The organism is Flavobacterium sp. 103, from assembly GCF_003096795.1.
Lineage (GTDB): Bacteria > Bacteroidota > Bacteroidia > Flavobacteriales > Flavobacteriaceae > Flavobacterium.
Map to the genome: position 1 here is coordinate 1808073 of NZ_QENX01000001.1, position 24373 is coordinate 1832445.

A 24373-nucleotide genomic window follows, 5' to 3' on the forward strand; every position below is an offset into this window, starting at 1 on the left:
TTGATTACAGGTAATGATTTAAAAAAACCTTGTAACAAAACATACAATGAAAAAAGTTTATTTTATACCCTTATTGTGTTTTGTCTTTTTGTTCCAAAGTTGCTTTGAAGTGATTGAAGAAGTGAAAATAAAAGACGACGGATCGGGGCATTTTAATTTTGTAATTAATTTTAGCCAAAGCAAAACTAAAATCAATTCGGTTTTAAAAATGCAAAAAATCAACGGCTATACCATTCCTTCCAAAGAGGAAATCAAAAATGAAGCCGCCAAACTGGAAGCACTTGCACAGAATACCTCCGGAATTTCCAATGTAAAAACCAATATCGACTTAACTAATTACATTTTTGCGATTGATTTGGATTTTCAAAAAATAACCAATCTCAATGCAGTCTTTTTAAAACTAAAAAACAGCAAAAAAATAAGTCCGACGATTGCCACGGACTATTTCACTTTCAATGACAAAAAGTTTACTCGAAGCCAAAAAATACCCATAAAAGCCCTTTACGATAAATTGGAAAAGGCCGACAAGGAAGTATTCCAAACCGCCAAATACACTTCGGTTTACAAATTTGATTCGACCATCAAGTCCTTTTCTAATAAAAATGCGGTCACATCCAAAAGCAACAAAGCTATCAAACTTAACGGTTCCGTAATAAATGTGATTAACGGAAACGAAAAAATCGAAAATACAATCACACTCAATTAAATACAGACATGAAAAAATATTTCCTATTCCTTGCTATTTGTTTTTCCACAACAATATATTCTCAGGATTTGGCCAACAAAGTTCCTGACAACGCTCCTTTTGCTTTGTGCTTTAACGGAAAAAACCTTAACGAAAAAGTAGCAATAAAAACCATTCAGGAATATCCTTGGATGCAGGAGTTATTGGAAAAAGAATTAAAATTTTTACCGAAAGATCTAAGTCAAACAGGTATTGACTTAACAAATAAACAGTATCAATATTACATTAACAAAGACTCTGTGATGAGTTATGTGGTGTTGCTTCCGCTAAATAATGCTGCGTTGTTCGAAAAATTGGTTCAAGCCAAATACGGAGATAGTCTCAAAGTAAAAAAACAAGGAACATACAATAGCGTTGCTACTTCAAAAACGCATCATTTGGCTTGGAATGAAAAGTTTGCCGTTTTGGTGAATGCTACATTTTCCAAACCCAATAAAAATAGTTACACTGAAACAGAACCATACTCTGATTTAGCAAGTATGGATACAACAGGAGTTCTGGTAGATACTCTAGCCGTTAACTATGATACGGTTGCACCAGCCTCCATCACTGAAGAAATAAAACCAACTCCTGATCCTGAAAAGAAGGAAAAAGCAAAAACAGGAAAAAGCAAGAAAGGAAAGAAATCCAAAAAAGTAACCGAAGAGCCCAAAATTGTTGAGCCTACCGAAGAAGAAATCTATGCTGCACAAGAAAAAGCCAATGCCGAGTTGGAAGAAACCAACAGAAAATTATTGGAACTCGAATTAAGAAAAACCGATTCTATCGAAAGATTAAAAATCATTCCTGTTGTCGATTTGATTTTCAAAGAAGCTTTCGATTCCAAAACAGAAACGGGAGCAACAAATTCTGTTATTTTTAAAAACAATAACCCTAAATCTGACTTTTATATTTTCGCCGATTTGGATGCATTAACCAATCAACTTTACTCAAGCTTTGCTGGAGGAAATTCTGCTTTGATGGGAATTTACAAAAACGGAATCTTAGACAGTAATTACTACCTCAATGGCTATTTTGAAAAAGACAAAATCCGCTTGAATCAAGTAATGGCTCCTAAAAGCGAAGAGACCAAAAAATCATATCAGGAAATATGTGATTCGAAAATTGATAAAAACCTATTGAATTATATAGGCAACAATGTTTTGGGATATTACTCCATTTCGATGGATACACAAGCCATTATGAACTATGAATACAAAGTTTTAAAAAACACTTTGAATTCTGTTTACCAATCCTACTCTAAAGATGCCAGCGGAAACGAAGCCGACGTTTTGATTGATGCCGTTGCGTTATTTTTGGACGAAAAAGCCATTGCAGACCTCATTCCTGGTAACGCGATTTTTGTGCTTCATGATCTCAAAAAAGTACAGAGAGATTTCGTGAACATCGATTATGATGAAAATTATCAGCAAATAGAAACCAAAGGCATCAAAGATGAAATACAGCCTGACTTTACATTTCTTATGAACACCAGAAATGAATCATTCGTCAACAAATTGCTGCAACTGCCTTTGAATAAAAGCAAATTTACAGCTACCGATTATCAATTGACCAATGGATATTACACCATTCACTTTGAAAAGGACAATCTGCTTGAGAACTTATACATTGGAATGAAAAACGGCGCGGTTATGTTGACTACTTCAAAAGTAAATATAGAAAACTTGATTCAACAAACTCCAATGCCATTACAGGCCGATTTCAAAAAATCCATCTCTAAAAACAATTCTGCTGCTTGGTTTGATATTCAAAAAATAATTACAGCATCCAAAACGGAATTTGGGAATGATGTCAAAAGCAATTACTATGACATTGCATTGAAAAATGCAGGCGAAGTTACAATGGAATCCAAATTCAAAAATGGTGCTATTGTTTCAGATGCATCCTATACCATCAAAGGGGAACACACTAATAGTTTACAGTATTTCTTTGATGTCATCAATGAATTATATGCTGAAAGCAAAAAGGAAACAATCGTTACGGAATAATTCATGAAGAGCCTAAACCGCTATTTTTCTAAAATCGCCATACTTCTTATTGCCATTGGGAGTATGGCTTTTTTGTATTGGTTTGGCTATCATAAAAATTTTAATCAAGGTTGCATTCCCAAAAATGCTGATGGAATAGCAATGATCGACATAAAAAACATCCGAAATTTTTTTATTTTTTCCTGCATAAAAAATCCTTCGGACTGTCAATGGAATTCTACAGACACTGAATTTAGAAAACGCTTTGAACTTTCTAATTATGGAATAAAAACACCTGATTATTTGGCTTTTTTCCACATTGAAAACCAACCAATTTTCCAGTGGTTTGTTTCCGCCGAAATTGAAAATGAAACGGCATTTGAAAAAGTAATGGTCAAATCGCATTTCCGCAAAATCGCACTTCAAAATGGAATGACTTCTTATTATTCAAATTCATTTAATCTTCTGTTTATTAAGTATTCAAATCAAATTCTAGTTTCGAATATTTCTGAGAAGCAAAAAAATATTGCGGTAAAAGTAGCTGACGATTTATTTTTGAAAAAGCTTTTTTTGGATGCCAAAAAAATAGAAAAAACGATTAGTACACAAAATGCAGTAACGTTTTGGATCAAAAAAAACAGTTTTCTGGAAAATGATGGAATTCTAAATCTAAAATTGGAAGACCAAGAAATAACGATTGACGGACAATTACAATTCAGATCGAAATATAAAAAAGAAACGCAATTCCTTCAAAACCCAAACGCTTTATTATCATTGGGCTTCGATTTTGAGATGATTCGAAATCAAAGCATTACCAAGCTAAATTCCGACAAAATCAACAAAATAATCGGGTTTAATCTGGATTCGATTTTTGCTAACAATCCAACCAAAACTGAATTATTGCTAAATGAAATAGTAGAAAAGAAAGATTCGGCAATCAGTTATGATTATGATGATGATTTTAATCCAATAAAAAAAGTGGTTGTGCATACTACTCGTGAACCTTCTTTTTACTTTTCAATACTCACTAAGAATTCTAAAAAAGCATATAATTATCTCAAAACTCAAAATGCCATTGACAATCGTGATGTATTCGTGAATTTTCCTTTGGCGACAACAAAAACTTCCATCCGAAATAATGCCTTAACATTGGAAGCAAATTCATTAAAAAATTCGGACTTCCAACCTTCCATTCCTAAAATTGGATATTTAAAGGTTCGTTTCAACAAACTTCAGCCAAAAGATTGGCCTTACATTATTGCCAAAAATAAAAATTTTGAATTTTTAAAATCATTTGAAAGCTTTGAAGTGGAACTTTCGCAAGAAAACAAGTTTGATCTTTTTAGAGCAAGTTTGAAAACAAGAGATGGAAAAAGCTTGATTATGGTTATAAATAAGTACCCTTTTTTCAAAACATTTTAAAAAGCCTTTAATCACATATTACATTTTTTTCTTACGTCTTACGCAAAACTACGTGTTTTGTCGTATTTTTTATTCCTCTCATATCGATTTCTATATATTTGTCGTTGTATTTTATCATCTACAACAAGACAACTAAAATTTGAAATCATCTTTTATGGGAAACATTACGCTGACTAGAAGAGCTTTATTTACCAAATTACTTAAAAAATTATTGGTAAGTGCCCAAGAAAAAGATCCCTTATTCGAAAAATACTCTCGTAAAATATACAATGGGCGACGTTATTCCTCTCTAACAAACCCCAAAAAAGACCTTACTGGCAAATCGGGTCCAGAAACCGAAAGAGTCACGAATGTCACAAGTGGTCTTGCGCCTTACACAGGAACTTGGTCGACTTCTGAAGCTTTGCACTTATTGAGAAGAACGGGCTATGGTTTCAAAAAATCAGATGTAGATACTTTATTGGGACTTTCAATGCCCCAAGCGGTTAATCTTATATTGACCGTTGACAACACCCCCCCTGCTCCTCCCGTAAATCATTACAACAATGAAAAACCGGATGAAAATGGACTTGCCTATGGAGCAGATTGGACCAATAATGCTTTTGCAACCAATGATGTAGGTGGTGACACTAATGGCAACCGAACTTCGGGTTTAAGTTCATGGTCTTTGGGACTTGCCTTTAATCAGGACATCACTATTCGAGAAAAAATGACCTTGTTTTGGTATCATTTTATCCCGATAGACTTTGAGTTTGTAAAGCAATCCTCTAACGAATTTTGCAATACCAATTCGGCACGAATTTGTTATAAATACATGAAAATGTTTCGCGATAATGCCACAGGAAATTACAAATCCTTGATTCGCAACATGGCTACCCAACCGGCAATGATGTTTTATTTGAACAATCAAGCCAATACCAAGTCGGCACCAGATGAAAATTTTGCCCGTGAAGTGATGGAACTTTTCACTCTGGGAAAAGAAGAAGCCAGCCAATATACTGAAGCCGATGTTATCCAAGCCGCCAAAGTGCTTACAGGGTGGAGAGTTCAAGATTTGAATACCACTGCTGAAGCAACCAATTTTGTTGACAAACTACACGACACAAGCACCAAAAAATTTTCATCGTTTTTTAATAATAACGCCATTGCCAACTCTGGCGCCGGAGAATTGGATTTGTTTATTGACATGATTTTCTCCAAATCGAAAGTAGTGTCCGAATACATTTGTCGTCGTTTGTATCGTTTCTTTGTTTATTATGATATCGATGCCAATATAGAAGCTAACGTAATTGTTCCTTTGGCCCAGCATTTTGTAGCCAACAATTGGAATATTCTGCCGGTTTTGGACAAATTGTTTAAAAGTGAGCACTTCTTTGACATGGCCAATCGTGGGGTTTATATCAAATCGCCATTAGACGTTATTGTGGGAACCATGCGGACTTTCAACCTCAACTATAATGTGTCTGATGCTTCCAATTATGAAGCACAATACAATCTTTGGAATACTTTCAATTATGCCATGTACGACATGCAACAAGCTATGGGATCAATTCCAAATGTAGCGGGCTGGCAAGCTTTTTATCAAAAACCTTCTTTTCATGAATATTGGATCAATTCCAATTCGATTCAAAGACGTTATGGACTGATCGAATATCTTTTTTATGGTTTCGACTTGGAAAAAAATGGTTTAACAACCCGAATGGAAGTCGATGCTATAGCCTTTGTTAAACAATTTCCAAAAGCAACTTGCGAAGACCCAAATCTATTGGTTAGCGAATGCATTAACTATTTATTGCCCATAGATTTGAGTTTAACAGCCAAAAATGCAATTAAAACACAAACGCTTTTAACCGGTCAAGCTTCTGATGGTTATTGGACAGGCGCATGGAAAACCTACCAAAGCAATCCCAACGAGATGACAGAATCAATCGTAAAAACAAGAATACGAAGTTTACTACTGACGATTGTTGAACTTGCCGAATATCAGTTAATGTAGCTCTCTTTAAAAGATACTAAGTTGCTGAGTTTCTAAGATTCTAAGAAAAACTTAGAAACTCAAAAGCTTAGGAACTAAAAAAACAAAATGATTGCTGATTTTTGATTAACGATTTTTGATTTCTGATGTAACAGTCAATCTTCAATCTCAAATCTCTTAACTTAATGACATTGCCACATAGATACTAAGATTCTTAGAAACTCAGAAGCTTAGGAACTTAGAAACTAAATAAAAAAATGGAAAGAAGAAAATTTATAAAGACAACCGCTATTGCATCGACAATACCATTGGTTTTTAATCATATTCCTGTTATGGCTTCGTCCCAAATCGAGAGCGAAAGTTTACAGTTATTGGCTAGTGCCGCGGCCGGTTGCGGAAAAATATTGGTCATAATTCAAATGAATGGTGGAAACGACGGATTAAATACCGTTTTGGCCCGAGACAAATGGAGTGAATTGACCAACGCCCGTCCCAATATTTTAATGAAAGAAACCGAAATTTTGCCTTTGCATTACAATGAGACTACAGGGTTACATCCCGCCATGAAGGAAATGCAGCAGTTGTACAATAACGGTAAAATGTTGATTGTTCAAGGTGTTTCCTATCCCAACCCTAGTTATAGCCACTTTAGAGCCACTGACATTTGGTTTACCGCTTCGGATAGTGACAAATCACTCCAATCGGGCTGGCTTGGGAGAGCACTAGACACAATCTATCCCAATTTCCCAACGGCTTATCCCAACCCCAATATGCCCGATCCATTGGCAATACAAATAGGTTCTACCTTGCCTTTTTCACTGCAGGGACCAAAAATAAACATGGCTTATAGTGTGCCTAAACCCGAAGATTTATTGAATGTAATCAATGAGACCTCGGATCCTGCACCCAACTCCGATTATGGTCACGAGCTGACTTTTTTGAGGTTGATGAAAGACCAGAGCAATGCCTATAGAGAATCGATTCAAAAAGCATATAACGTTCCCAAACCACAATCGCCAACATATCCCAATAAAAATGGATTGGCCGATCAACTGAGAATTGTTGCCAAACTCATTAACGGAGGTTTGCAAACTCCCATTTATGTGGTAAATCATCCCAAAACATTCGATAGTCATGAGAATCAGGTTTTGGACACGGACAGAACATTGGGTAAACAGGCCGAAAATTTAAGCATACTTTCACAAGCTATTGGTGCTTTCCAAGAAGATCTGAAATTGATGGGAAAAGCGGATATTGTTACGGGAATGACCTTTAGCGAATTTGGACGCAGAATCAAAAGCAATGACAGCTCAGGTACCGATCATGGCTCTGCTGCACCTGTTCTCTTTTTTGGCGCAGCCTTAAATACAGGAAGAGGCACAGTCCAAGGAACACCAAACCCTGTTTCGGGAATGATTGGAACTTCTCCAGATTTGCCCCAAACCGCTACAGTCAATGACCAGGTACCTCTTCAGCATGACTTTAGACAAATTTACGCTACCATCATGCAAGATTGGTTGTGTATGACCGAAGCCCAATCGGATGCAGTTTTGGGAGGTTCCTTTGAAAAATTACCCATTTTCAAAACAGACAAATCAATTTATTATCCGAATACCGATTTCGTAAGGATTTTTCCAAATCCAGTGACAACTAGCCAAATCAATCTTCAATTTTATAATTTTATAAATACAACAGTAGAGGTTACTATTTATACATTATTGGGATCTAAAATTTTCGGGAATGCTTATGCTGTTGATGGCGATATTCTGAGTTTCAATACCAATCAGATGTTATCTTCGGGAACTTATATTGTGCAAGTGGTTTATAATGGGACCAAATTCAATGCTAAAATGATTGTGTTGTAACTCCATCTATATTTACGAATCAGTTTTATTAAAAAAATTAATTCTTAAGTTTAAAATTTCGACAATAATCTAATTGTATTTTGAAGCACTCATAACCACTAATTTTTAGATATATAACAAAACCTATTTAGAAGTGCATTTGTAAAATTCACAGAAAAACTCCTTTTTTGACCAAAATTAAAAGGAAAACTATAATAAAATCCTATTTTTACGTTGTATTTAAAAACAAAACAAAACTTATGAAAAAATTTATTCTAATAATTGCCTTTGGTTTTATATCCTCTGGTGTATTTGCACAAGCTCCTCTTGAAGAAGGTGGAGTACAATTAAACGCAGGTGTAGGCCTTTCGGGCTGGGGAGTCCCTGTCTATTTTGGTCTTGATTATGGAATCGCCAAAGATTTTACCCTTGGCGGTCAACTCTCCTTTCAAACGGATAATGACCCATACTATTATGGTGGTAACAATTATGAGTATAATTCTACAGCAATAGGAATTGGAGCAAATGGAAATTACCATTTCAATAGAATATTGGATATGCCAAGCAAATTTGATTTCTATGCTGGTGCAAGCCTTACCTACTACATTTGGAACTATGATGACTACAACAACAATCCACACCCAGACAATACCTCTTTAGGCCTTGGACTTCAAGTGGGTGGTCGTTATTTCTTTACCGATAAATTTGGTATTAATCTAGAGCTAGGTGGAAACACAGGTACTAGCGGTGCCAAATTTGGAGTTACTTTTAAAATCTAAAGTCACAAAATACAAATTATGAAAAGCCATCTGAGAAATCAGGTGGCTTTTTTTGTTGCATTTCAAATGAATTTACTTGCTTCTTTTGAAAGTGACATTGTAAGATTTACTATCCGAACCGTCAACATAAGCACCAATTAGTATATCTTTTTCAGCAAGATACTGTAATGACAAACTATAACCGGGACTATCATCTTGCCTGTATATAACAAATAGCCGCAAAACGTCTGAAGAATTAGTCCAGCCCGCTTTTTCAATGTAAATAAATTTCGAATTCAAATAGTTTACCTGCAACGAACCATTCTCCAAAAGTCTTGAGATATGCAATTCAACCGCTGCATCATCTCTTTGCCAATTCCCTTTGATTAAGTTTTTATCCTGAATTTTTGAATGAAAATCCTTTTGCAAGTGTCTAAAAACAGTCGATGAAGAAAGATTTTTCTCTTTTGCCCGAATCGAAATAGGAAACATAACGGTTCCCAAAAAAAGTAATAAAAACCCGCTAATTAAAATAGTAATTTTTTGCATACACCCATTTTTATGTTGAACAATAAAACTGCATTTAGGGCAAAGAAAAACAACAAGAAAAACTTTAATTTCCTAACTATAAAGATATTCCTTTTTTATTTACATTATTTAAATTTAACACTATCGTATTGATTTACAGCAAAATAAATTTTAAATTTAATATACATATGTAATAAAACATTTTGGTTAAAGCTTTTTTAAAACTCAACAAATCAGAAACTATGACAGATTAAAGTCAAATCATTAACTATATTTGATATACAAATTGAATTTTAAAATGAAAAAAAGGTGTTTGATAGTATTGTTGGCTGTAATGATTTCGGGTTATGCCCAAAAAAAAGAAAGCCAAACACAAGATATTGCTATGCTCGAGCAGAAGATGGCTACTAAGAAAATAAACTTGAGAGTCAATCCCAACACTCAAAACTATGATATTACCTATCATGAACTTCGCTTTACTGTAAATCCTGCCAGTTATTACATTTCCGGGATTGTAACTACGACTTTTACTGCATTATCGGATCTTTCGACAGTCACTTTTGACTTAACCAATCAATTGACGGTAAGCAACGTTACACAAAATGGATTGGCATTAGCATTTACACAAAACACCAACAACGAATTGGTAATTACTTTACCAAGCATGCTCAATTTAGGCACTTCGGCTACCGTTGTAATCTCCTATTCTGGCGCTCCCGCAAATGGTGAACAAGCCTTTACCACCTCAACACATAATGCTTCACCAGTTTTATACACTTTGTCCGAGCCTTATGGTGCTCGCGATTGGTGGCCCTGCAAACAAGATTTGAATGACAAAGCAGACAGTATCGATGTTTATATTACAGCACCATCTCAGTATATTAGCGTTGCAAATGGTATAGAAACCACAACACCAATCATTAGTGGTCCCTACAAAACGACCCATTTTCATCATGGTTATCCTATTCCGGCTTATTTGGTTGCTATTGCAGTAACCAATTACAGCGTTTACAACCAAACAGGTGGTACCGCACCCAACCAATATCCGATAATCAACTACATTTATCCCGAAACATTAGCTTCGGTACAAACACAACTGGATCAAACTCCATTGATTCTGAATTTGTATGAAAGCCTTTTCGAAATTTATCCTTTTCATAACGAAAAGTATGGTCATGCCCAATTTGGCTGGGGTGGCGGAATGGAACACACTACGGTCTCATTTATGGTAAGTTTTGAAAGAGATCTAATTGCCCATGAAATGGCACATCAATGGTTTGGTGACAAAATTACCTGTCGCAGTTGGAAGGACATTTGGCTCAATGAAGGATTTGCTACGTATGTCGCCGCTTTGGTTATCGAAAATTTTGATGGTCAAGCATCTTTTGTAACCGAAAAAACCAAAATGATTAACAATATTACTTCCAAAACTAATGGAGCTGTATATTTGACGGATGCCGAACTTAACAATGTCAACCGAATATTTGACTCCCGATTAACGTATAATAAAGGAGCCATGGTTCTGAATATGCTTCGTTTCAAAATGGGAGATGCGCTATTTTTTCAGGGAATCAAAAATTATTTGAAAGATGTCAATTTAGCCTATAAATACGCCAAAACTCCCGACTTGCAATCGCATTTGGAAGCAGTTTATGGTAGTAGCCTATCGGAATTCTTTAACGACTGGATTTATAATCAAGGTTATCCTATTTATAATATTACGGCCCAAAATTTAGGAGGCGGCCAAGCCAAATTTACTATCAATCAAACGCAATCAGATGCATCGGTTTCCTATTTTGAAATGCCCGTGCCTATCCGTGTTTTTGGAACTGGCGGCCAACAATTGGATCTAGTTTTGAACAACACCATTAATGGAGAAACTTTTACGGAAAATGTTCCTTTTACCATTTCGAGCATCACTTTTGACCCGAAAAAAAACATCATTTCAAAAGGCAACACCGCAACTTTAAGTAAAGAAAAATTTGAATTGACTACAGCACAAATATCGCTAAATCAATCAAACGACACCCTTACTCTTAACCTACTAAGCGGAATAACAGTTGAGAAAATTGTCTTTTACAATGTGGCTGGCCAAAGAATAAAAACAACTCGCTCGGCAACGAATTGGGATATTAGCTCCTGGTCTTCTGGCGTTTATTTTATGAGTGTACAAACGGACGCAGGATCTAAAAAATTGAAATTTGTGAAGAATTAGAAAAACACTGTGACAAAAAAATTTACCATATAAGAAATATAAGTCCATATAAGATTCAGGCTTAAATGGACTTATATTTCTTATATGGTAAAGTAAAAGCTATTTATTTTGGAAAAAATCCTATTCTCTTTTAATCTCGTGACCTACAAATTCTTCCAAAGAAGCAAACATATCGTCAACGGAAAGCACTTCGAAATCAGGGTGTGATTTCAAAAAATTGGCGTTCAAAGTAACCAGATTTTCTTCAATTTCAAAAAAGGTGTCGTTGATAAGTAAATCTCTTATTGGATTTACACCTTCCAATTTTCCTTTTAGAAATTTATTGAGCTTTACACTGCTCATCAGTTTTACTTTTTTGGATTGCTGTTGGAATAATTCCAAATGTTTGTAGGCACCTATCAATGCCAAACCTTCTTCAATAAGCTCATTTAACTCAGCATTCCAACCGGAATGATGCACAAAATGTGCAAAGTTACCCGCAACATACTGGGAATAATAATAGTCCAGATAATAACTCATTAGGGCATCTTCGTGAATCAATTCGTCATTCACGCCTTCCTCACGCATTAAATTGATTACCGAAATATTGGAGTGAATCACATCTTGAAGATTATCACTGTTCATTGCCGTTTCTGAAACTATTATTCTACCGAATTCCATGTTTTTACTATTTAAATACTTTGGTGCAAATTTCAGTTAAATAAAAACAGAAAAGAAATACAAATTGATTTATATGGTATCCGTCTCGTTATTGTTCTTCTTCTCATTCATTTTTGCAACTAAAGCTCTCAAACGCAATGCCTGTGCTTTTTTCTCTTCCTGAAGTTTAGTCTTCTTTCGATTTAGCAATTTGGTATGTAAAGCTTTGTTTTTGGTGTTTTTTTCGGGTCCTTTTGCCATAACCTATTATTTTAAATCAGTTTACAAATATAAAAAAAAGTAATGGTTCATTGAATTATGACTTCTACACAAGAAAAAACTAGAATTTTAAGGCATAAAAAAGCAATATATTTAAGATTTGAACGAAAAATGTTGTGAAAAACTTAAAATTTGGAATATTATAGCTTTGATTCATTGACAAGTAGTAACTTTATTCGTTCAAAAAAAGTAAAAAAACACAAAATGGAAGAAAGAATTACATTAGAATACTACGTTTTGGATGTGTTTTCGAATAAAAGTTACAAAGGAAACCCATTGTCAGTTGTTTTTACAAACGGTAATTTAAAATTAGAGGTATATCAGAATATTGCGAAAGAATTTGGTTACTCTGAGACTTCTTTTGTTTACTATTCCTCAGCGCACAAAGCATTGACCGTACGTTCCTTTACACCTACAGGTATTGAAATAGAGGGAGCGGGACACAATTTGTTGGGCGCTGTTTGTGGTGCTTTATTAAAACAAATACCTATTTTTCATGAACAAAATGAAACCGATCGTTTTGTAATCATGAAGCATTCTCCCATAAAATTAACAGCAAGTTTTGATCCTGTTACGCAATATCCAATTGTACAAATGCATCAAAAACCCGCTATAATTAAACAGGAAATACCAACTTATAAAATAGCAGTGGCACTTGGTTTAAAAATTGAAGATCTGGATGTTAGTGACTTTGTTCCAACCATCGTTAAAACTGAGGTTGCCCACACCATGGTACCAATCAAGAATAGTCAAATACTTAATGACTGTGTACCAGACAACAAACTTTTAATCGAAATTTCAAAAGAATATGGATTTGAAGGATTTTATTGTTTTACAATCTCCAAACAAGATCAAGAAAACATAGCCGAAGCCCGATTTTTCAATCCGCTAATCGGTATAAATGAAGACCCTGCAACAGGAACAGCTGCAGGACCGTTGATTGGTTTTTTGACAAAAAAGAAGTTTACGCAACCCAATAAAGAATACAAAATTCTGCAGGGAGTAAAGTTAAATCAGCCTTCGCTGATTGAAGTCATGAATAGGGAAAATGATATTTTGGTTGGAGGTTCATCCATTATTACAATGCGAGGTGAACTTTATATATAAAAAAAGCCGCATTATGTAATGCAGCTTTCTTTATATCCTAACGAATAAACAGAATCTCTTAGTTCGTTTTCATTGGGGGCAAATCAAATGCTTTTGAATCGTGTTCGAAATTATTGCGGTGTCCTCCATCGCAAAAAGGCTTATTCGCCGATAATCCGCAACGGCAAAGACCTAAAGCAGACCTTCCTTGTAGCCCGTAAACAGTTCCTTCTTGATCCATAATTTCGAAATCACCTTCTATTTTTATAGATCCGTTTTTATTAATGATTAGTTTTGTCTTGCTCATAAAATTGATTTGTTTTTTGAGGAGCAAAGGTTGCAAAATATATTCTGATTTATTACTCAAAACTATTGTTTACATTAATTCTATTTAAATCTAAAGCAATCAATAAAAGGAATCTCAGCTTGACAAATCATTTGACAGAGAGATAAAATGTAGAAATGGTATCTGATTTTGAATAAAAAGCATAACCTGCCTGAGACTTTATTTAGTAGATTTGAGAAATCATCTCTATCCAAATTATCAACCAATTATATGAAAAAATACGCCACACTGATAGCACTTGCACTTCTTATTAGCCTGACCTCTGCAACTAAAATCACGTACTCATCCGAAGATGGCTGGATAAATTTACTGGACAACAACCTTAGCAAATGGGATATGTATCTAAGTTACAAACACCAGAACGGTTATTCCGGCAAAATTCCAACAGATGCTAATGGGAACGAAATCCTACCTATTGGCTACAATAAAAATGTGAACAATATGTTTACAGTGATTCAGGAAAACAACGAACCCGTACTTAAAGTTACTGGGGAATATTATGGTTGTGTTTTTACTAAAGAAAGTTTCAAAAACTACCGTTTGAAGCTAAAAGTCAAATTTGGAACTAAAAAATGGGAGCCCAGAACCGATAAACTTATGGATGCAGGTGTGCTCTATCATTCGCAAGGAAAAGCGGGTGTGGATTACTGGCGCGCTTGGATGTTATCGCAAGAATTTCAAATAATGGAAGGCCATTTTGGTGATTACTGGAACATTGCAAATGCGGCAATTGACATTAAAGCCTATCTTCCAGAAGGTGGAATGAATGCCGTGGCAGATGAAAGTCAGCAATTTATTCCGTTTGGAACACATACTGAAAATACTGGGTTTTGTATGCGAAAAATGAGAGCCGAAACACCAAATAATGGTTGGACAGAAATAGAGTTGGTTTGTTTTGAAGGCAAAAGTCTTCACATCATCAACGGTAAAGTGGTCATGGTTTTGCAGAATTCCCGTTATTTTGATGGTGAAAAATTTCAGCCTTTAACCGAAGGAAAAATACAATTGCAAAGTGAAGCTGGTGAAGTTTACTACAAAGACATCAAAATAAAACCAATAAATAAAATGCCTACTGAATTTGAAAAACTATTTTAGGCAAGCACAAATCGTACTGATCCTTTTTAGCTTTGATTATCATTCATAAAAAAACGGAAACGACTTTTAAAAAATCATTTCCGTTTTATACTAAATCTCAATAAATTAAATAAATAAGTTATCTGATGTAAACTGAGATAGCGTTGCCATTCTTTAACTTTAATTCAGTAAGTGTAAGATTAACGATGTCATAAGTTGTGGTTGTACCATTTACAACCATTGTCACTTTACTATCTCCTTTGGAATAAGTTCCTGACACAGTTGTTAATGCACATGCACTAACAGTAGAATCATAATCTCCTGAAATTAATGTATTATTAATCTTTAGATCAATAAAATCATGGTTGCAGCCTGCTGTGTTTTGTGGCGGATCAGCTAATGTTTCTACCCCATTAACATTGGTACCAACTTTTACAATACTCCATTTCCCTTCTAAGGGAGCTAATGTGTCCCCTTCGTTTGAATCACTAGAATTACAAGACGTTGCAAATAATCCGATACTTAATGCTAATACAAATAATATGTTTTTAGTTTTCATACTTTATTTATTTAAAATTAATAATGGCTAAATTAACTTTAGAGTGCCTGAAAACTGTTATATAATTATTGATAGTATTTTCATTATTCTTAAGTAATTACTAATCTCATCTAGAAAATAAAAATCCTTTTCTTTTTTTTTTAAGCAAAAAAATACTCCAACTGGTTTCTATTCATAGCCGAGTCCAGTGAACATATTTATAATGGATAGTGGGACATCACAGATTCAGCGCAGCTAAATAGCTCCAAATAAAATTCTATTGCTTATTTTTGCACTCAATAAAATTGAGTTATGAAATGAGCGTACCAAAAATTGGTTGTAATCACCAATCTTAATTAGCGAATTACATATGCTCCATAAAAAAATCAATATCAACATATGATACAGAATCCAAAAAGATATACCATTACGGCGGCATTGCCTTATACGAACGGACCTATACACATTGGGCATTTGGCGGGGGTTTACGTGCCTTCGGACATTTATTCCCGTTATTTACGTTTACAGGGAAGAGACGTTTTGTTCGTTTGCGGAAGCGATGAACACGGGGTTGCCATTTCGATGAAAGCCAAAAAAGAAGGCATTACGCCACAGGAAGTAATTGATAAATACGATGGAATTATTAGAAAATCGTTCTCTGATTTCGGAATTTCATTCGACAATTACTCTAGAACTTCGGCAAAAATTCATCACGATACCGCTTCGGAATTTTTTAGAACACTTTATGATAAAGGAGATTTTATTGAAGAAGTAACCGAGCAATTGTATGATGCCAAAGCCGATCAGTTTTTGGCGGACCGTTTTGTGGTGGGAACTTGCCCAAAATGCGGTAATGAAGAAGCTTATGGTGATCAATGCGAAAAATGTGGATCTACACTAAATGCAACCGACTTAATCAACCCAAAATCGACCATTACGGGAGAAACTCCTATTTTGAAATCAACAAAACACTGGTTCTTGCCTTTGGATCGTTATTCAGACTTTTTGAATGAATGGATACTCGTTGGACATAAAAACGACTGGAAACCGAATGTTTACGGACAAGTAAAATCGTGGATCGATGGCGGATTGGAGCCTCGTGCTGTAACCCGTGACTTGGATTGGGGAATTGATGTTCCGGTAGAAGGTGCCGAAGGAAAAAAATTATACGTCTGGTTTGATGCACCAATTGGTTACATTTCTTCTACCAAAGAATGGGCTTTGCGCGAAGGAAAAGAGTGGGAACCGTATTGGAAAGATCAAGACACAAAGTTGGTTCACTTTATTGGGAAAGACAATATTGTTTTTCACTGCGTGATTTTCCCAGCGATGCTAAAAGCCGAAGGAAGCTACATTTTGCCGGACAATGTGCCTGCTAATGAGTTCTTAAATTTGGAAGGGAACAAATTGTCGACTTCTAAAAACTGGGCGGTTTGGTTGCACGAATATTTGGAAGAATTTCCAAACCAACAAGATGTTTTGCGTTATGCATTAACATCAAACGCACCAGAAACTAAGGATAACGATTTTACGTGGAAAGATTTTCAGGCGAGAAATAACAATGAATTGGTAGCGATTTATGGAAATTTCATCAATCGTGTGGTTGTTTTAACCAATAAATATTACAACGGAATTGTACCTCAACCGAATGAATTATCAGAAGTTGACGAACAAACTTTAACTGAATTGAAAGCATATCCTGCCGTGATTTCGAGTTCATTGGAAAGATATAGATTTAGAGAAGCTCTTGGCGAAATGATGAATGTAGCCAGACTTGGAAATAAATACTTGGCAGACGAAGAGCCTTGGAAAATGATCAAAACCGATGAAGCGAGAGTACAAACCCAAATGTACGTTGCCTTGCAAATTGCAGCTGCTTTGAGTTCGCTTTGTGAGCCTTTCTTGCCGTTTACCTCCACAAAATTATCTAGAATCTTAAAGATTGAATCGCCTTTGAAATGGAAAACAATAACGGATACATCTGATTTATTGCCTGCAGGTCACCAAATTGGGGAAGCTGAATTGCTTTTCTCCAAAATTGAAGACGAGGAAATCCAAAAACAAATAGACAAGTTGGAAGCAACCAAAACTGCAAATATTGCTGAGAACAAAAAAGCAGAACCACAGAAAGACTTAATCCAATTTGAGGATTTTGCCAAAATGGATATTCGTGTGGGAACAATCCTTGAAGCTGAAAAAATGCCGAAAGCGAACAAGCTTTTGATTTTGAAAGTTGATACCGGAATTGATGTTCGCACGATAGTTTCTGGAATTGCCGAGAGTTTTAAACCGGAAGATATTATTGGTAAACGAGTTACTGTCTTAGTGAATTTGGCTCCAAGAAACCTTCGTGGTGTAGAAAGTCAAGGAATGATTTTGATGACTACCAATGCTGAAGGAAAATTGGTTTTCATAAATCCAGATGCTGATGGCGTTGGGAATGGAGAGACGATAAATTAGAAAAAGAGCAACACAGATTTCACAAATTCTCACAGATTAATTTGTGAAAATTTGTGAAATCTGTGTTTAAAAAAACAAATACCATGAACCTAAAAGTAATAGCCTTCGATGCCGACGATACCTTATGGATCAACGAAACCTACTTTGATGAAACCGAGAAAAAATTCTGTGGTTTGATGGAAGATTATTTGTCGCATCAGGGAATTTCGAAGGAGTTATTCAAAATTGAAATCGACAATCTCAAATTGTATGGTTATGGAATCAAAGGCTATATTCTTTCGATGATTGAAGCGGCGATGCGAATTTCGAACAACACCATTCCGATTGAAATTATTGAAAAAATCATTCAATACGGGAAAGAATTGCTTGAAAAGCCAGTCGTTTTACTTGATGGTGTCGAGGAAACTTTGCAGGCTTTGCATGGAAAATACAAATTGGTGGTTGCCACCAAAGGCGACTTATTGGACCAACGCCGAAAACTGCACAATTCCGGTTTGGGACATTATTTTCACCATATCGAGGTAATGTCAGACAAGCAAGAGGTGGATTATTCGGATTTGATCAAACGTTTGGAGATACAACCCGAGGAGTTTTTTATGATTGGAAACTCCCTAAAATCGGATGTGTTACCAGTCTTGGCCATTGGCGGATACGCCGTTCACATTCCTTTTCATACCACTTGGGCACATGAGAAAATTGATCATAAAGTAGAGCACAAAAATTTTCAAGCCTTTGAAAAAATAACAGAGGTTTTAAAAAGACTAGATTAACAGATTCTCCAACAAAATCGAAAATTGAAATAAAGATAATTGGGATAACCTAGAAACTATTTGGTCGCAAAAAACTCATATTATATCCTTTTTACCTAGAAATAATTTTGATTTTACAATAAACTGCATTTGTATTTTATGGTTAAAATCTTACGAATAACTATTGAAAAATAGTTTTAAAAGCTGTTTTTTACAGAACTAAAACGAATACTTTCATAATTCACGGGTTAAAATTTCCCAACAAACTTTGTAATGTAGGTTTGTCGGGAATTTAAATTATGAAATTATGAAAAAAATTATATTGACATTGGTTTTTGCTTCTGGTATGACCACATTGAGTGCCCAAACTGCAACAGAAAAAAGTGAAAAGACCGACTTCAACAAATGGTCGATTGAACTAGCCGGTGGTGTTAACAAACCACAAAGACCAATGACTTTAGGTTATTCTACATCAACTCCCAGCCCCTTTGTTGCTGATTTAGGGATTCGATACATGTTCAATAACAAATTCGGTATGAAAGCTGATTTTGGCTATAACAGTTTTAAAGAAAGAGACAATTCCGCTGATTTTGACACTAAATATTACAGAGTAGCATTACAGGGTGTTGCTAATTTAGGGCGAATTATGAGTTTTGAAACTTGGACAAAAACTATTGGCTTATTAGGTCATGCCGGTTTTGGTGTAGCACAATTAGAAGATCAGAATTCTTCATTTAAAGACAGAACAGGTAACTTTTTAGCTGGAGTGACTGGTCAGATCAAATTATCTGATCGCCTAGCACTAACTGGTGATTTCACGACCATTCTTAGTGCTGGTCAAGACGGAACTTTTGATGCGGCAAGTCAAACGGCAAACAGAGGCTTTTCAGGAATTCTTTTCAATGGTACAGTAGGTTTGACCGTGTATTTAGGTTCTAATGCAAAACATGCTGACTGGGTTGTCGATAACGAAAACGAATTTGACATGATCAATAAACGATTGAACGATATTGATACTAAAATGCAAGATACGGACCGTGACGGAGTGGTCGATTATCTTGATGTTGAACCAAACACTATTTCGGGTGTAATGGTAGACAGCAAAGGTAGAGCGGTTGATTTGAACAATAATAATATCCCCGATGAAATAGAACGTTACTTTGACAAAACGTATGGCAAAAAAGCAGATCAAACTGTTATATTGAGCAATAACGAATTGATTCGTAACTTAATCAATGAAGGATATGTTACAACTTATTTTGATTTTGCAAAATCAAAACCTACAAATGTTTCTACGGAAGGAATTGACTTTATTCTAACTTATTTAAGAAACAACCCAACAGCTTCAGTAGACATTATTGGGCACGCCGATGAAATTGGTAGATCTGATTATAACGACAAACTGTCAAACGCACGAGCTAACAGCGTTAAAGATGTTCTTGTAAAAGCTAAAATCGATTCTTCAAGATTAAATATTGTTGGTGCAGGTGAAGATTCCTCTGTTGATAAAGACTCAGATGGAGCTAGAAAACTAGTAAGAAGAGTTACTTTCAAAGTAAAATAAATAAATTGAATTAGTACTAAAAGCCTCAAGGGAAATTTCTTTTGAGGCTTTTTTATTTTACTTAAAATGCTTTTTATTTAGTATTTTAGCTAGGTTTTTAAATTCAAACGTATTCCTTTAAAACCTTCAGACCGCTAAAGAATTGGATCACCCTAAATACTAAAAAATGAAAAAACTTTTAGACCTAGACAATTGGAATCGAAAAGAACATTTCCTTTTCTTTAAACAAATGCAAGAACCTTTTTTTGGAGTTAACGTGACTATTGATTGTACCAAAGCGTATGAAACATCCAAAGCACAGGGCACGTCCTTTTTCATTTATTATTTGCACAAAACTTTGATGGCTATAAATGCTTTTGAAAATTTCAAATACCGAATTGAGAACACCCATATTTACATTCATGACCGCATAGACGGATCGGCAACCATAAGTCGAGCAGATGGTACTTTTGGTTTTTCCCTAATAGAATATCATCCTGATTATGCCATTTTTGAACAAACAGCGACAAAAGAAATCAATCGCATTCAAGGTACAACTGGATTATTCACTCGAGAATTTAAAGAAGATAATGTCATTCACTTTTCGGCAATTCCTTGGCTGAATTTCACTTCGCTTTCCCATGCCCGCAATATGACTTTTCCAGACAGCTGTCCGAAAATTTCTTTTGGAAAAATGACACTCTCCAAAAAAGGAAAGAGAAAAATGTCAATGTCAATCCACGCCCATCACGGATTGATGGACGCCATGCATGTAGGCCAAATGGTAGATTATTTTCAAGAAACAATAAATCAATAAATTCACTAGATATAAGATTTTGGATTCATTTTAAAAAACATCTTATCCCGAAAGTAACGAACTTATGAAAAAATTTATTCTTTTTTTGATTCTAACCCAATGTAACTTTCTTTTTAGTCAGACGGTATTGGCTACATTTCCATTGGAACTAAAAAAATCTAAAGAATATAAGCAAATTGTAAATGCGGAAAATACCGCTACACATGATGTTTTTGTATTTGCCTCCGACAAAGAAACACTCACAATCCTAAAATACAATAGCGCGTTGTTCCTAACCAATCAATATTCTTTGGCTAGACCTGAAATCACCTACAAGGTTTTGGCAGGATATAGTTTTAATGACGAAGGCAACCCCACACTTTATTGGTCCACCCCCGACTTTACTAAAATACTGGCCGTCCAATATGATTTGAATACTAAAGCTACAGTTGCTGTTTTCAATTATGACTTACCTTTTTTCAATCAAACCATTATCACACAATTTCAGGAAAACAATACTTTTTATATTCTTTCGCAAAAACACTTCGAACAAAAATTGATATTGTATGTTTTTAAAAACGGAAAAAAAGAAGAGAAAACATTGGATTTCGGTTCTTTTAATTTTAAAAACAGTAAAAATAAAGCTATAACTTTTAGCCAAATTCTGGAAGTTTGCCCCATTGAAAAAATAGAAACGAACCAGTTCAATCCATTGTTCAAAGGCACTCAAAAAACGAAATTGTATGTCCTAAAAAACAAATTGCTTCTCACTTTCGACCATAACGATAATGAAACCCAAGCTTTCGAAATTGACTTGGCAACTTTTGAAATTTTGGAAAAAAACATTTCTAAAACCACGACGAAAAATTATGTCAGCCTCTCCAATTCCTATTATCACGAGAGCAAAATATACCAACTCAAAGTCAATGAAGAAGAATTACTGTTTGAAATAAAAGATTACAAATCAGGCGAAATCATCAAAAGTATTCCCGTTTCAAAAACGGAAACTATTCCTTTTAAAAGCTCGCCTTTGTGGTTACAATTGGCAGGAGACAGACCAAAAGAGTTAAAAAGCACGGCCAAATTCTTGGATCAATTAGTGTATTTGGAAGTAGGTATAACCGTTTATAAAACGCCAAAATCCATCTTGATTACATTGGGTGGAACAGGTGATATCCAATTTACTGATGTTGGTCAAGACAACACTAATTTAGCTTTCCGTAATGTCCCAACAACTATATATTTTGAAAGTACATTCGATAAAAAACTGGACCATACCAAACAAGAACAGGAACCTCTTGCCGTCGATTTTATTTCCCGTTTCAGAGAGGAACATCCCGAAGTCACGACACCCAGCATTATCCGCTACAAAAACTATTATATTATGGGATATTATGACACGTATGCCAAACAATATACGATGCGTAAATTCATTGATGGATTTGAATCTTCATTTTAATAAACTTAGTCCTATATAAAAAGATCTAATTCTCGCAGAAAGCTCCTATTTGTTGCAAATGTCTTTCGGTTTGGTATTTGTTGAAGTTATCCCATTTTGGAGGAGAACTTGTTTTTTGACCGTACATTGAATCCAAACAAATATTGTTGTCTTTATATTTATCATGCAAAACAGCCAATATTTTAAAGAAAAATTCATCCAGCATCACAATGGCTTCAAATTCCGCTTTTAGTGTGTTATAATCACTGTCTGACGGTTGTACTATTTGCAATAAATCTAGGACTTCATTCTTTTCGACTTCGTTTATTTCGGTTAAATAACCGTTTTTTAAAGTTTTAAAAACCAAGTTATTCCAAACCACACTGTCATGTCCCCACTGAACATCGGGTAAATTCAGAGAATGTTCACATATCAAAATAATAGAAAAAAGAACATCGTTTAAGTATTCAGCCGGAAATTCATCAAAGCTTCTGAACTCAAAACCGCTCTGGTACATTTTTTCCTGATTAAAATCAAGACCCACTTCCGACAGCAATTCATATTCCATGTCGACTTCAATCTGGTCGCGCCACCAAATGTTTTCTTCTTTTTCAAACTTTAGCAGTTTTCTAAAATCATCTACTTTGTAGGTCAGAATTTTTCCTTTTGGCATTGCTTTGTTATAAGTTCCTACGCCTATGTAACGAGACATCGCATTACGCATAGAACCCAAAGTGAAATTCTTGTCCAAACTGTATTTATCACTTATCACTCCCATAATATCTGGGCTTCCAAGAGTTGCTATAAAAAAAGGTTCAAACCATTGCAACAAATAAATAGCGTTGGAGTGCGTTTTATCAAAATCATTGTAATCTACAATTCTGCTGTCTTCCGTTAATGAAGGCAACGTAATATGAAAATGATACGTGCCGTTATTAAACAAAACAAGGTTTTCCTGATTGGTCATAAACATATTAAGACCATTATTGTAATCGGGAAAGCTTAATTTTCCGTTTAATACAGATGACTCATTGATTTTGTCAAGAAATAATTTTTTGGTTGCTTTTAGCTCTTTACAGGAATCGGCTATCGTTCGATTTTCAAAATACTTGGTTACAAATTCGATAGAATCTCCATCAAAATGTACCGAGCCCATCGTTTTATTTCTTTGGGTGATCATACTCTGAATATTGTATGGTTGATCCTCAAGGAAAAGTTCCATGATGGATTTTCCAAGATATTCAGGATTTTCAAGGGGTTGTGGATTTACCTCAGCGGTTTCGGTACTATCAGCTAATGATTTTACTGCCGATAATGTTTTGTGCTGGTAATTTATGTCCAATTTTTCTAGCGAATGACTATTGATCATTCGGCTCACTTTGTAGTTTTCATTCAAGCCAAAAGCTTTTTTCAGCATAGGAGCGATGCTCTCTGGTTTGTAGCATTTTCTATAATCAATACTGTATTTCTCAAAACCAATTTTTTCTTGTATAAACTCACCAGAAACTATTAGGGATTCTTCAAATTGCATGTAGGTTTCGTTTTCTAATCCTATTCCCCAATAATATTTTTTTGTCTGATTTTCTTTCATTTATACTAATTTTCTTTTTATGGTTAATTGATCTTTTAAAGTCTTTTTTTTATTCGGAAATAGGAATCTTTTATCTGTTAAATTAAAGAACAGAGACAATCCTTCTAAGGGATTAAACAAATTGTTAAATCCATTCTATTATTTTTTAAATTATAGGAATTTATTTCTTCTGAAATAATATTCAAAATTTGGTTGTCAGGAACCGCTTTTTATTTTATTGGAAGAAAATTTCTTCATTGCGGTTTCAGTCTCAGAAATTTGCACTTGTATCGACTGAACGATTGATAAAAAGTGAAATTTTATATGGGGGCTATAAAATTACTATTGTCATTAATCACTTTTATATCAATAATTTAAGCAGATGAATAGCCTTATTGTGA

Annotated in this window: 20 protein-coding genes; 14 read left to right on the forward strand and 6 right to left on the reverse strand. The window is 34.8% G+C overall.

Annotated elements, in window-relative coordinates; all coding sequences use genetic code 11:
* The first annotated feature begins 46 nt into the window (after nucleotides 1–46).
* From C8C85_RS07300 to C8C85_RS07325, 6 genes are all read left to right on the forward strand, one after another.
* The gene (locus tag C8C85_RS07300; RefSeq protein ID WP_116796481.1) at nucleotides 47–706 is read left to right on the forward strand and encodes a hypothetical protein; all 660 of its coding nucleotides are present in this window, start codon (nucleotides 47–49) and stop codon (nucleotides 704–706) included.
* Between the two features lie 8 nt (nucleotides 707–714).
* Nucleotides 715–2733 carry a hypothetical protein gene (locus C8C85_RS07305; protein ID WP_116796482.1) on the forward strand — a complete coding sequence of 673 codons (2019 nt, stop codon included), beginning with the start codon at nucleotides 715–717 and terminating at the stop codon, nucleotides 2731–2733.
* A 3-nt stretch (nucleotides 2734–2736) separates the two neighbouring features.
* Nucleotides 2737–4134 (forward strand): hypothetical protein, encoded by a 1398-nt coding sequence (locus tag C8C85_RS07310; RefSeq protein ID WP_133243376.1) that lies wholly within the window; start codon nucleotides 2737–2739, stop codon nucleotides 4132–4134.
* 154 nt (nucleotides 4135–4288) lie between these two features.
* Nucleotides 4289–6130 carry a DUF1800 family protein gene (locus C8C85_RS07315; protein ID WP_116796484.1) on the forward strand — a complete coding sequence of 614 codons (1842 nt, stop codon included), beginning with the start codon at nucleotides 4289–4291 and terminating at the stop codon, nucleotides 6128–6130.
* A gap of 236 nt (nucleotides 6131–6366) precedes the next feature.
* Nucleotides 6367–7974 carry a DUF1501 domain-containing protein gene (locus C8C85_RS07320; RefSeq protein ID WP_116796485.1) on the forward strand — a complete coding sequence of 536 codons (1608 nt, stop codon included), beginning with the start codon at nucleotides 6367–6369 and terminating at the stop codon, nucleotides 7972–7974.
* A 239-nt stretch (nucleotides 7975–8213) separates the two neighbouring features.
* Nucleotides 8214–8732 (forward strand): outer membrane beta-barrel protein, encoded by a 519-nt coding sequence (locus tag C8C85_RS07325; protein WP_116798420.1) that lies wholly within the window; start codon nucleotides 8214–8216, stop codon nucleotides 8730–8732.
* 72 nt (nucleotides 8733–8804) lie between these two features.
* Here C8C85_RS07325 and C8C85_RS07330 read toward each other — a convergent pair whose 3' ends face one another.
* On the reverse strand, nucleotides 8805–9260 hold the full coding sequence (locus C8C85_RS07330; RefSeq protein ID WP_116796486.1) for a hypothetical protein: 456 nt from the start codon (nucleotides 9258–9260) through the stop codon (nucleotides 8805–8807).
* Nucleotides 9261–9537: 277 nt separating this feature from the next.
* On the opposite strand from C8C85_RS07330, the gene C8C85_RS07335 reads away from it, so the two are divergent.
* On the forward strand, nucleotides 9538–11454 hold the full coding sequence (locus tag C8C85_RS07335; RefSeq protein ID WP_116796487.1) for a M1 family aminopeptidase: 1917 nt from the start codon (nucleotides 9538–9540) through the stop codon (nucleotides 11452–11454).
* A gap of 120 nt (nucleotides 11455–11574) precedes the next feature.
* Here the strand turns inward: C8C85_RS07335 and C8C85_RS07340 are convergent, their stop codons facing one another.
* Both C8C85_RS07340 and C8C85_RS18440 read right to left on the reverse strand, forming a co-directional pair.
* The gene (locus C8C85_RS07340; protein ID WP_116796488.1) at nucleotides 11575–12114 is read right to left on the reverse strand and encodes a hypothetical protein; all 540 of its coding nucleotides are present in this window, start codon (nucleotides 12112–12114) and stop codon (nucleotides 11575–11577) included.
* Between the two features lie 69 nt (nucleotides 12115–12183).
* Complete coding sequence (locus tag C8C85_RS18440; protein WP_165818105.1) at nucleotides 12184–12354, reverse strand: hypothetical protein; 171 nt, start codon at nucleotides 12352–12354, stop codon at nucleotides 12184–12186.
* Nucleotides 12355–12576: 222 nt separating this feature from the next.
* Here C8C85_RS18440 and C8C85_RS07345 point away from each other — a divergent pair, with 222 nt between their 5' ends.
* Nucleotides 12577–13479 carry a PhzF family phenazine biosynthesis protein gene (locus tag C8C85_RS07345; RefSeq protein ID WP_116798421.1) on the forward strand — a complete coding sequence of 301 codons (903 nt, stop codon included), beginning with the start codon at nucleotides 12577–12579 and terminating at the stop codon, nucleotides 13477–13479.
* A 58-nt stretch (nucleotides 13480–13537) separates the two neighbouring features.
* On the opposite strand, the gene C8C85_RS07350 is transcribed toward C8C85_RS07345, so the two are convergent.
* Complete coding sequence (locus C8C85_RS07350) at nucleotides 13538–13765, reverse strand: CDGSH iron-sulfur domain-containing protein (RefSeq protein WP_111408501.1); 228 nt, start codon at nucleotides 13763–13765, stop codon at nucleotides 13538–13540.
* A gap of 249 nt (nucleotides 13766–14014) precedes the next feature.
* Here C8C85_RS07350 and C8C85_RS07355 point away from each other — a divergent pair, with 249 nt between their 5' ends.
* Nucleotides 14015–14899 carry a DUF1080 domain-containing protein gene (locus C8C85_RS07355; protein WP_116796489.1) on the forward strand — a complete coding sequence of 295 codons (885 nt, stop codon included), beginning with the start codon at nucleotides 14015–14017 and terminating at the stop codon, nucleotides 14897–14899.
* Between the two features lie 118 nt (nucleotides 14900–15017).
* On the opposite strand, the gene C8C85_RS07360 is transcribed toward C8C85_RS07355, so the two are convergent.
* Nucleotides 15018–15437, reverse strand: coding sequence for a lipocalin family protein (locus C8C85_RS07360; protein ID WP_116796490.1), 420 nt, complete (start codon nucleotides 15435–15437; stop codon nucleotides 15018–15020).
* Between the two features lie 378 nt (nucleotides 15438–15815).
* On the opposite strand from C8C85_RS07360, the gene metG reads away from it, so the two are divergent.
* The 5 genes from metG (at nucleotide 15816) to C8C85_RS07385 (ending at nucleotide 22423) form a co-directional block, all read left to right on the forward strand.
* Nucleotides 15816–17876, forward strand: coding sequence for a methionine--tRNA ligase (metG, locus tag C8C85_RS07365; RefSeq protein WP_116796491.1), 2061 nt, complete (start codon nucleotides 15816–15818; stop codon nucleotides 17874–17876).
* An 83-nt stretch (nucleotides 17877–17959) separates the two neighbouring features.
* The gene (locus C8C85_RS07370; protein WP_116796492.1) at nucleotides 17960–18646 is read left to right on the forward strand and encodes an HAD family hydrolase; all 687 of its coding nucleotides are present in this window, start codon (nucleotides 17960–17962) and stop codon (nucleotides 18644–18646) included.
* Nucleotides 18647–18932: 286 nt separating this feature from the next.
* Complete coding sequence (locus tag C8C85_RS07375) at nucleotides 18933–20189, forward strand: OmpA family protein (protein ID WP_116796493.1); 1257 nt, start codon at nucleotides 18933–18935, stop codon at nucleotides 20187–20189.
* 166 nt (nucleotides 20190–20355) lie between these two features.
* Entirely contained in the window at nucleotides 20356–20985 is a 630-nt protein-coding gene (locus tag C8C85_RS07380; RefSeq protein WP_116796494.1) for a chloramphenicol acetyltransferase, read from the forward strand.
* Between the two features lie 64 nt (nucleotides 20986–21049).
* Nucleotides 21050–22423: a hypothetical protein gene (locus tag C8C85_RS07385; RefSeq protein WP_116796495.1), complete on the forward strand. Its 1374-nt coding sequence runs from the start codon at nucleotides 21050–21052 to the stop codon at nucleotides 22421–22423.
* Nucleotides 22424–22448: 25 nt separating this feature from the next.
* Here the strand turns inward: C8C85_RS07385 and C8C85_RS07390 are convergent, their stop codons facing one another.
* Nucleotides 22449–23993, reverse strand: a complete 1545-nt coding sequence (locus C8C85_RS07390; protein ID WP_116796496.1) for a hypothetical protein — start codon at nucleotides 23991–23993, stop codon at nucleotides 22449–22451.
* Nucleotides 23994–24373 lie beyond the last annotated feature (380 nt).

Bases quoted from the DNA above. Each gene is read 5' to 3' on its own strand.
- C8C85_RS07375 (WP_116796493.1), top strand. From the start codon at position 18,933: ATGAAAAAAATTATATTGACATTGGTTTTTGCTTCTGGTATGACCACA.
- C8C85_RS07370 (WP_116796492.1), top strand. From the start codon at position 17,960: ATGAACCTAAAAGTAATAGCCTTCGATGCCGACGATACCTTATGGATC.
- C8C85_RS07345 (WP_116798421.1), top strand. From the start codon at position 12,577: ATGGAAGAAAGAATTACATTAGAATACTACGTTTTGGATGTGTTTTCG.
- C8C85_RS07385 (WP_116796495.1), top strand. From the start codon at position 21,050: ATGAAAAAATTTATTCTTTTTTTGATTCTAACCCAATGTAACTTTCTT.
- C8C85_RS07300 (WP_116796481.1), top strand. From the start codon at position 47: ATGAAAAAAGTTTATTTTATACCCTTATTGTGTTTTGTCTTTTTGTTC.
- C8C85_RS07380 (WP_116796494.1), top strand. From the start codon at position 20,356: ATGAAAAAACTTTTAGACCTAGACAATTGGAATCGAAAAGAACATTTC.
- C8C85_RS07325 (WP_116798420.1), top strand. From the start codon at position 8,214: ATGAAAAAATTTATTCTAATAATTGCCTTTGGTTTTATATCCTCTGGT.
- metG (WP_116796491.1), top strand. From the start codon at position 15,816: ATGATACAGAATCCAAAAAGATATACCATTACGGCGGCATTGCCTTAT.
- C8C85_RS07335 (WP_116796487.1), top strand. From the start codon at position 9,538: ATGAAAAAAAGGTGTTTGATAGTATTGTTGGCTGTAATGATTTCGGGT.
- C8C85_RS07390 (WP_116796496.1), bottom strand. From the start codon at position 23,993: ATGAAAGAAAATCAGACAAAAAAATATTATTGGGGAATAGGATTAGAA.
- C8C85_RS07315 (WP_116796484.1), top strand. From the start codon at position 4,289: ATGGGAAACATTACGCTGACTAGAAGAGCTTTATTTACCAAATTACTT.
- C8C85_RS07320 (WP_116796485.1), top strand. From the start codon at position 6,367: ATGGAAAGAAGAAAATTTATAAAGACAACCGCTATTGCATCGACAATA.
- C8C85_RS07360 (WP_116796490.1), bottom strand. From the start codon at position 15,437: ATGAAAACTAAAAACATATTATTTGTATTAGCATTAAGTATCGGATTA.
- C8C85_RS07350 (WP_111408501.1), bottom strand. From the start codon at position 13,765: ATGAGCAAGACAAAACTAATCATTAATAAAAACGGATCTATAAAAATA.
- C8C85_RS07305 (WP_116796482.1), top strand. From the start codon at position 715: ATGAAAAAATATTTCCTATTCCTTGCTATTTGTTTTTCCACAACAATA.
- C8C85_RS07310 (WP_133243376.1), top strand. From the start codon at position 2,737: ATGAAGAGCCTAAACCGCTATTTTTCTAAAATCGCCATACTTCTTATT.
- C8C85_RS18440 (WP_165818105.1), bottom strand. From the start codon at position 12,354: ATGGCAAAAGGACCCGAAAAAAACACCAAAAACAAAGCTTTACATACC.
- C8C85_RS07355 (WP_116796489.1), top strand. From the start codon at position 14,015: ATGAAAAAATACGCCACACTGATAGCACTTGCACTTCTTATTAGCCTG.
- C8C85_RS07340 (WP_116796488.1), bottom strand. From the start codon at position 12,114: ATGGAATTCGGTAGAATAATAGTTTCAGAAACGGCAATGAACAGTGAT.
- C8C85_RS07330 (WP_116796486.1), bottom strand. From the start codon at position 9,260: ATGCAAAAAATTACTATTTTAATTAGCGGGTTTTTATTACTTTTTTTG.